This window comes from Cupriavidus sp. AU9028 (assembly GCF_019795295.1).
Classification (GTDB): domain Bacteria; phylum Pseudomonadota; class Gammaproteobacteria; order Burkholderiales; family Burkholderiaceae; genus Cupriavidus.
On record NZ_JAIMCG010000004.1, the window covers coordinates 345,215 to 351,973 of the forward strand.

At 67.5% G+C, this 6,759-nt stretch carries 5 protein-coding genes; all 5 read left to right on the forward strand.

Going from position 1 to position 6,759, the window contains the following annotated elements:
* Window positions 1-57: 57 nt before the first annotated feature.
* The 5 genes from K6V06_RS07220 (at window position 58) to rodA (ending at window position 6,542) form a co-directional block, all read left to right on the forward strand.
* Entirely contained in the window at window positions 58-1,101 is a 1,044-nt protein-coding gene (locus K6V06_RS07220; RefSeq protein WP_222241486.1) for a rod shape-determining protein, read from the forward strand.
* 217 nt (window positions 1,102-1,318) lie between these two features.
* Entirely contained in the window at window positions 1,319-2,341 is a 1,023-nt protein-coding gene (gene mreC, locus K6V06_RS07225) for a rod shape-determining protein MreC (RefSeq protein ID WP_222241488.1), read from the forward strand.
* On the forward strand, window positions 2,338-2,850 hold the full coding sequence (mreD, locus tag K6V06_RS07230; RefSeq protein ID WP_222241490.1) for a rod shape-determining protein MreD: 513 nt from the start codon (window positions 2,338-2,340) through the stop codon (window positions 2,848-2,850). Before mreC ends, mreD begins: the two co-directional genes overlap by 4 nt.
* Before the next feature lie 66 nt (window positions 2,851-2,916).
* A complete protein-coding gene (gene mrdA / locus K6V06_RS07235) occupies window positions 2,917-5,352 on the forward strand; it encodes a penicillin-binding protein 2 (RefSeq protein ID WP_222241492.1) in 2,436 nt (811 codons plus the stop codon).
* A gap of 47 nt (window positions 5,353-5,399) precedes the next feature.
* Window positions 5,400-6,542, forward strand: coding sequence for a rod shape-determining protein RodA (gene rodA, locus K6V06_RS07240; RefSeq protein WP_222241568.1), 1,143 nt, complete (start codon window positions 5,400-5,402; stop codon window positions 6,540-6,542).
* The last annotated feature ends 217 nt before the right edge of the window (window positions 6,543-6,759 follow it).

Below are 6,759 nucleotides of genomic sequence, written 5' to 3' on the forward strand. Positions count from 1 at the left end.
CTGCTGCGACGCCGGCCGCTTCGCATACCTGCGAACCAACAGAAAACAGGATTCCTGATGTTCGGATTTCTCCGCAGCTACTTCTCCAACGACCTGGCGATCGACCTGGGCACGGCCAACACCCTGATCTATATGCGGGACAAGGGCATCGTGCTGGACGAGCCGTCCGTGGTGGCCATCTATCTGGGTGGCGGCCCCAACGCCAAGAAGTCGATCCAGGCAGTGGGCAAGGAAGCCAAGCAGATGCTGGGCAAGGTGCCGGGCAATATCGAAGCGATCCGCCCGATGAAGGACGGCGTGATCGCCGACTTCACCGTCACCGAGCAGATGCTCAAGCAGTTCATCAAGATGGTGCACGACTCGAAGCTGCTGCGTCCGTCGCCGCGCATCATCATCTGCGTGCCGTGCGGCTCGACCCAGGTCGAGCGCCGCGCCATCCGCGAATCCGCGCTGGGCGCGGGCGCCTCGCAGGTCTATCTGATCGAGGAACCGATGGCCGCCGCGATCGGCGCCGGCCTGCCGGTGTCGGAGCCGTCTGGCTCGATGGTGGTCGATATCGGCGGCGGCACCACCGAGGTGGGCATCATCTCGCTGGGCGGCATGGTCTACAAGGGTTCGGTGCGCGTCGGCGGCGACAAGTTCGACGAGGCCATCGTCAACTACATCCGCCGCAACTACGGCATGCTGATCGGCGAACAGACCGCCGAAGCGATCAAGAAGGAAATCGGCTCGGCGTTCCCCGGCTCCGAAGTGCGCGAGATGGAAGTCAAGGGCCGCAACCTGTCCGAAGGCATTCCGCGCGCCTTCACGGTGTCGTCCAACGAAATCCTGGAAGCCCTGACCGATCCGCTGAACCAGATCGTCTCGACGGTCAAGATCGGCCTGGAACAGACCCCGCCCGAACTGGGCGCCGATATCGCCGAGCGTGGCATCACGCTGACCGGCGGCGGCGCGCTGCTGCGCGACCTGGACCGCCTGCTGGCCGAAGAAACCGGCCTGCCGGTGCTGGTTGCCGAAGATCCGCTGACCTGCGTGGTGCGCGGCTCCGGCATGGCGCTGGAGCGGATGGACAAGCTGGGCAGCATCTTCGCGTACGAGTAAGGCGCCCACCCCGCCGACCGACAGAGGACTAGCCGTGGCGAAGATTGCCCTGCCAGCGATGTCGGTCCCGGCCGGCCACCGGCGGGGCCTTGCGGCCCCATGGTCGTTCTCGCCCCGTCCCCATTCTTTCGAACGCGATTTCCGCACCGCCACCCGCGCGCCGTTCCGTCCGTGGATAGCCACAGGCGGCGCGCTGCCTCCGCCTGCTCTCCGGTAAATGGATTACACGCCGCCACCGCTGTTCAAGCAGGGCACCTCGGCCGTCGCGCGCCTGGTCTTCTTCGTGACCATCGCGCTGATCCTGCTGATCGTCGATGCCCGCTTCGATGCCATGCGCATGGTGCGGCAGGTCGCCAGCACGGTACTGACGCCGGTCGAACGCGCCGTACTGCTGCCGCGCGACCTGGCCCGTACGGCGTTCGACTACCTGCAGTCCTCCGTGACGCTGGCGACCGAGAACCGCGAACTGAAGCGGCGCGCGGTCGAACAGGCCAATGATGCCGTGCGCCAGGCGCATCTGGAGGCGGAGAACCGGCAGCTGCGCAAGCTGCTGGATCTCAAGACGCAGTCGGCCACGCCGGTGATCGCCGCCGAGGTGCTGTACGACGCGCGCGATCCCTACAGCCAGCGCATCGTGATCGACCGCGGCAGCCAGCATGGTGTGCGCGCCGGCTATCCGGTGATCGACGAGCGCGGTGTGGTCGGGCAGATCACGCGGGTGTCGCCGTTCCAGTCCGAAGTCACGCTGCTGACGGACAAGAACCAGGCGATCCCGGTGCAGGTGGTGCGTAACGGCTTGCGCAGCATTGCCTTTGGCGGCACGCGCGCCGGCCTGCTGGACCTGCGTTTCATGGCGGCCTCGGCCGACCTGCAGCAGGGCGACCTGCTGGTGACCTCGGGCCTGGACGGCGTCTATCCCCCGGGGCTGCCGGTCGCTACCGTGATGCAGATCGAGCGCAAGGCCGATACGCCGTTTTCCCGCGTATTCTGCGAGCCGGTGGCGGGCGTGCGTGCGCACCGCCAGCTGCTGGTGGTGCAATACGAGGCCAACCTGCCGCCGCGCGAGGCCGCGGCGGACCCGGCCTCGGCGCAGGACCGCAAGCGCGGCGCGGCCGAGCGGGCAGCCCGGCGGGCGGCATCCCAACCTGGCGCCACGCCGACAGCGGGCGCCGCAGCAAGCGGCGCCAGCGCCCCGGCAGCGGCCGTTGCCGCCAGCCGTACCCAGGAGAGGCAACCGTGACGCATCCCCAATACCTGCTGCGTCCGGTCAACCCGGCATTCATCGCGCTCAGCTTCGTGCTGGCGTTCCTGTTCAACCTGCTGCCGTGGGGCGACATCCTCTGGGTGCCCGACATGGTGGCGCTGGTGCTGGTGTTCTGGAACATCCACCAGCCGCGCAAGGTGGGCATGGGCGTGGCGTTCCTGCTCGGGCTGCTGATGGACGTGCATGACGCGCGCGTGCTCGGCGAGCATGCGCTGGCCTATACGTTGCTGGCCTACTTCGCCATCACGATTCATCGCCGCGTGCTCTGGTTCACCGTCTACACCCAGGCGCTGCACGTGCTGCCGCTGCTGTTCATCGTCCACGCGGTACCGGTGGTGATCCGGCTGCTGATGGGCGCGCCCCTGCCCGGCTGGTCGCTGCTGATGGCGCCCGCGATCGAGGCGCTGCTGTGGCCCCTGGCCACCGGGCTGTTGCTGGCGCCGCAGCGCCGATCCTCCGATGTCGATGAAACCCGCCCGATCTGAGCGGATGCCATCGCGCTTCCGCTCGCCCGCCCTGGCAGATGAGGCCCTTCCGGCCCACGCAGCACCATGACAGAAATCCGCAACGTCGAACTCGAACTCGGCCGCTTTCGCATTCGCGTGGCGGCCGCGGCGCTGTTCGCCGTGATCCTGTTCGCCCTGCTGTTCGCCCGATTCTTCTGGCTGCAGTGGTACAAGCACGACCAGTATTCGGCCAAGGCCGAGGACAACCGCATCTCCGTCGCACCGATCGAGCCGAACCGCGGCCTGATCATGGACCGTAACGGCCTGGTGCTGGCGCGCAACTACTCGGCCTATACGCTGGAGGTCACGCCCTCCAAGCTCGACGACACGCTGGACAACACCATCGATGCGCTGGCCGAACTGGTCGAGATCCAGCCGCGCGACCGGCGCCGCTTCAAGCGCCTGATGGAAGAGTCGCGCAGCTACGAGAGCCTGCCGATCCGCAGCCAGCTGACCGACGAGGAAGTGGCGCGCTTCTCCGCGCAACGCTACCGCTTCCCGGGCGTCGAAGTGCGCGCGCGGCTGTTCCGCCAGTACCCGATGGGCGAGTCGGCCTCCCATGTGATCGGCTATATCGGCCGCATCTCGCAGCGCGACCAGCAGCGCATCGAAGCCATGGACGAGGCCAACGACGCCGATCCGGCGAAGTACGACCCGCGCAAGGACGCCGACAACTACAAGGGCACCAACTACATCGGCAAGGTCGGCATCGAGCAGAGCTACGAGACCGAGCTGCACGGCCTGACCGGCATCGAGGAGGTCGAGGTCAGCGCGGGCGGGCGCGCCATCCGCACCTTGTCCACGTCGCCCGCGACGCCCGGCAACAACCTGATCCTGTCGCTCGACATTCGGCTGCAGCAGCTGGCCGAGGCGCTGTTCGGCGAGCGGCGCGGGGCGCTGGTGGCCATCGAGCCGTCCACCGGCGACATCCTGGCGTTCGTCTCGAAGCCGACCTTCGATCCCAACCTGTTCGTCGAAGGCATCGACACCGCCACCTGGAACGAACTGAACACCTCGCCGGACAAGCCCCTGCTGAACCGCCCGCTGCGCGGCACGTACCCGCCAGGCTCGACCTACAAGCCATTCATGGCGCTGGCGGCGCTCGCCACCGGCAAGCGCACGGCGAACTGGGGCATGTCGGACCCGGGCTACTTCACGCTGGGAAACCACACGTTCCGCGACGACAAGCCGGGCGGCCACGGCTGGGTGGACATGCACAGCTCCATCGTCGCCTCCTGCGACACCTATTACTACGCACTGGCGCGCGACATGGGCGTCAACGCGATGCACGACTTCATGAAGCCGCTGGGCTTCGGCCAGCTGACCGGCATCGACATCGAGGGCGAGAACAAGGGCATCCTGCCGTCCACCGAGTGGAAGCGGCGCGCCTATCGCAAGCCCGAGCAGCAGAAGTGGTACGAAGGCGAAACCATCTCGCTGGGCATCGGCCAGGGCTACAACAGCTTCACCATCCTGCAGCTGGCGCATGCCACCTCGATCCTGGTCAACAACGGCGTGGTGATGAAGCCGCACCTGGTGAAGGCGATCGAGGACGCGGTGTCCCGGCAGCGCCGCCTGACCGTGCCCAAGGAAAGCTACCGGCTGCCGTTCAAGCAGGCGCATATCGACGTGATCAAGAAGGCGATGGTCGGCGTGACGCACAGCGGCACGGCCGCGCGCGTGTTCGCCGGCGCCGCTTACGAGTCCGCCGGCAAGACCGGCACCGCGCAGACCTATTCGCTGGCCAAGGGCGAGAAGTACAACCACCATGCGCTGGCCGAGCACAAGCGCGACCATGCGCTCTACACCGCCTTCGCGCCCGCGGACCAGCCCAGGATCGCGCTGGCGCTGATCGTCGAGAACGCCGGCTTCGGTGCGCAGCATGCGGCGCCGATCGCGCGCAAGGTGATGGACTACTACCTGCTCGGCAAGTGGCCGGAGGAACTGATGGCGATCGCGCCGCCGGCAGCGGAGCGCGCGGGCGGCCTGCCGCCGGTGGATACGCCCAGCGTCTTCACCACCGGGCGCACCGCCAGCATTGCCAGTGCCTCGGCAATGGGCTCGGAACTGGCCGAGGCCGGCATCACCACCATCGCGGCGTCGGAGGCCGCGGCCTCGGCACCGGCGGCGCAAGCCGCTACCGCTGGCGCCAATGCGGATAACGCGGCAAGCCAACCGGCACGCAACGCGGCGGCGAGCGAAGTCGCGGCCGCGCCCGTGCTCGATCCCGCCGCCATCGCCCCCGCGTCCGCGCCACTGACCCTGGAAGGCCGCATGCAGCAGGCGCTGAACCACAGCAAGCCGCTGGAGCCCGGCGCGCCGCCCGACGCTGGCCCCGGCGGCAACGCCCCCGCTCCTGCCCCTGCAGGCAAGGGCAAGTCCCGGGACAACGCGGCCGCCGCGCCGCGCCAGCCCGCCTCGACACCCCGTGTCCGCCCGGTCGCCGCAGCAGCGGCGCCGGTCGCCCCTGCCTCGCATTGAAGGAGCGCCTGATGGACCACCGTCTGGACCACCGCCTGGACCACCGCCTGGACCGCCGCCGCGTTCTGACGCTGCTCAAGACGCCGCTGACCGGCTTCGACAAGCCGCTCGCGCTGATCGTCTTCCTGTTGTTCGCGACCGGCATCGTCGCGCTCTATTCGGCCTCGATCGATGTGCCCGGCCGGGTCGAGGACCAGATCCGCAACATCCTGCTGTCCTATGCGGTGATGTGGATCGTCGCCTGGGTGCCCACGCAGACGCTGATGCGGATCGCCGTGCCGCTCTATACGGTCGGCATCGCGCTGCTGATCGCGGTCGCCATGTTCGGCCTGATCCGCAAGGGCGCCCGCCGCTGGCTCAACGTGGGCATCGTGATCCAGCCCTCCGAGCTGCTGAAGATCGCCGTGCCGCTGATGCTGGCGTGGTACTTCCAGAAGCGGGAAAACTCGCTGCGCTGGTTCGATTTCGTGGTGGCCGGCGTCATCCTCGCGGTGCCGGTGCTGCTGATTGCCAAGCAGCCCGACCTCGGTACCGGCCTGCTGGTACTGGCGGCCGGCCTCTATGTGATCTACTTCGCCGGCCTGTCATGGAAGCTGATCCTGCCCGCGCTGACGATCCTGATCGCGCTGATCACCGCGCTGGTCACCTTCGAGCACGACATGTGCGCGCCGGGGGTGGATTGGCCGGTGCTGCACGAGTACCAGCAGCACCGCGTATGCACGCTGCTTGACCCCACCACCGATCCGCTCGGCAAGGGCTTCCACACCATCCAGTCGATCATCGCGATCGGCTCGGGCGGGCTGACGGGCAAGGGATGGCTGCAGGGAACCCAGACGCACCTGGAATTCATTCCCGAGAAGCACACCGACTTCATCTTTGCGGTGTATTCGGAGGAATTCGGCCTGGTCGGCAATGCGGTCCTGCTGGTGCTGTACCTGATGCTGGTCTTCCGCGGGCTCTACATCGCCGCCAACGCGCCCACCTTCTTCGCGCGCCTGCTGGCCGGCGCCATGACGCTCAGCTTCCTCACCTACGCCTTCATCAACATGGGCATGGTCAGCGGCATCCTGCCGGTGGTCGGCGTGCCGCTGCCGCTGATCAGCTACGGCGGCACGGCGCTGGTCACGCTGGGAATGGGCATTGGCATCCTGATGAACATATCGCGGCAGAAGCGGCTGATCCAGAGCTGACCGGGCGGGGAGCAGCCCGGATCCTGCGCGCGCTGCCCTCTCCCCCGGCCCCTCTCCCCCGGCCCCTCTCCCGCAAGCGGGAGAGGGGAGTGTAGTGGTCCAATTTCCTCAGACAGGTCGATAGGTGGAAAATCACCATCGACGAGGAAATCAGATGACTAGAGCACGCAGGAAATTCGACCCCGACTTCAAGCTGGAAGTGGTCCGGATGGTTAAG

Bases quoted from the DNA above. Each gene is read 5' to 3' on its own strand.
- K6V06_RS07220 (WP_222241486.1), top strand. From the start codon at position 58: ATGTTCGGATTTCTCCGCAGCTACTTCTCCAACGACCTGGCGATCGAC.
- mreC (WP_222241488.1), top strand. From the start codon at position 1,319: ATGGATTACACGCCGCCACCGCTGTTCAAGCAGGGCACCTCGGCCGTC.
- mrdA (WP_222241492.1), top strand. From the start codon at position 2,917: ATGACAGAAATCCGCAACGTCGAACTCGAACTCGGCCGCTTTCGCATT.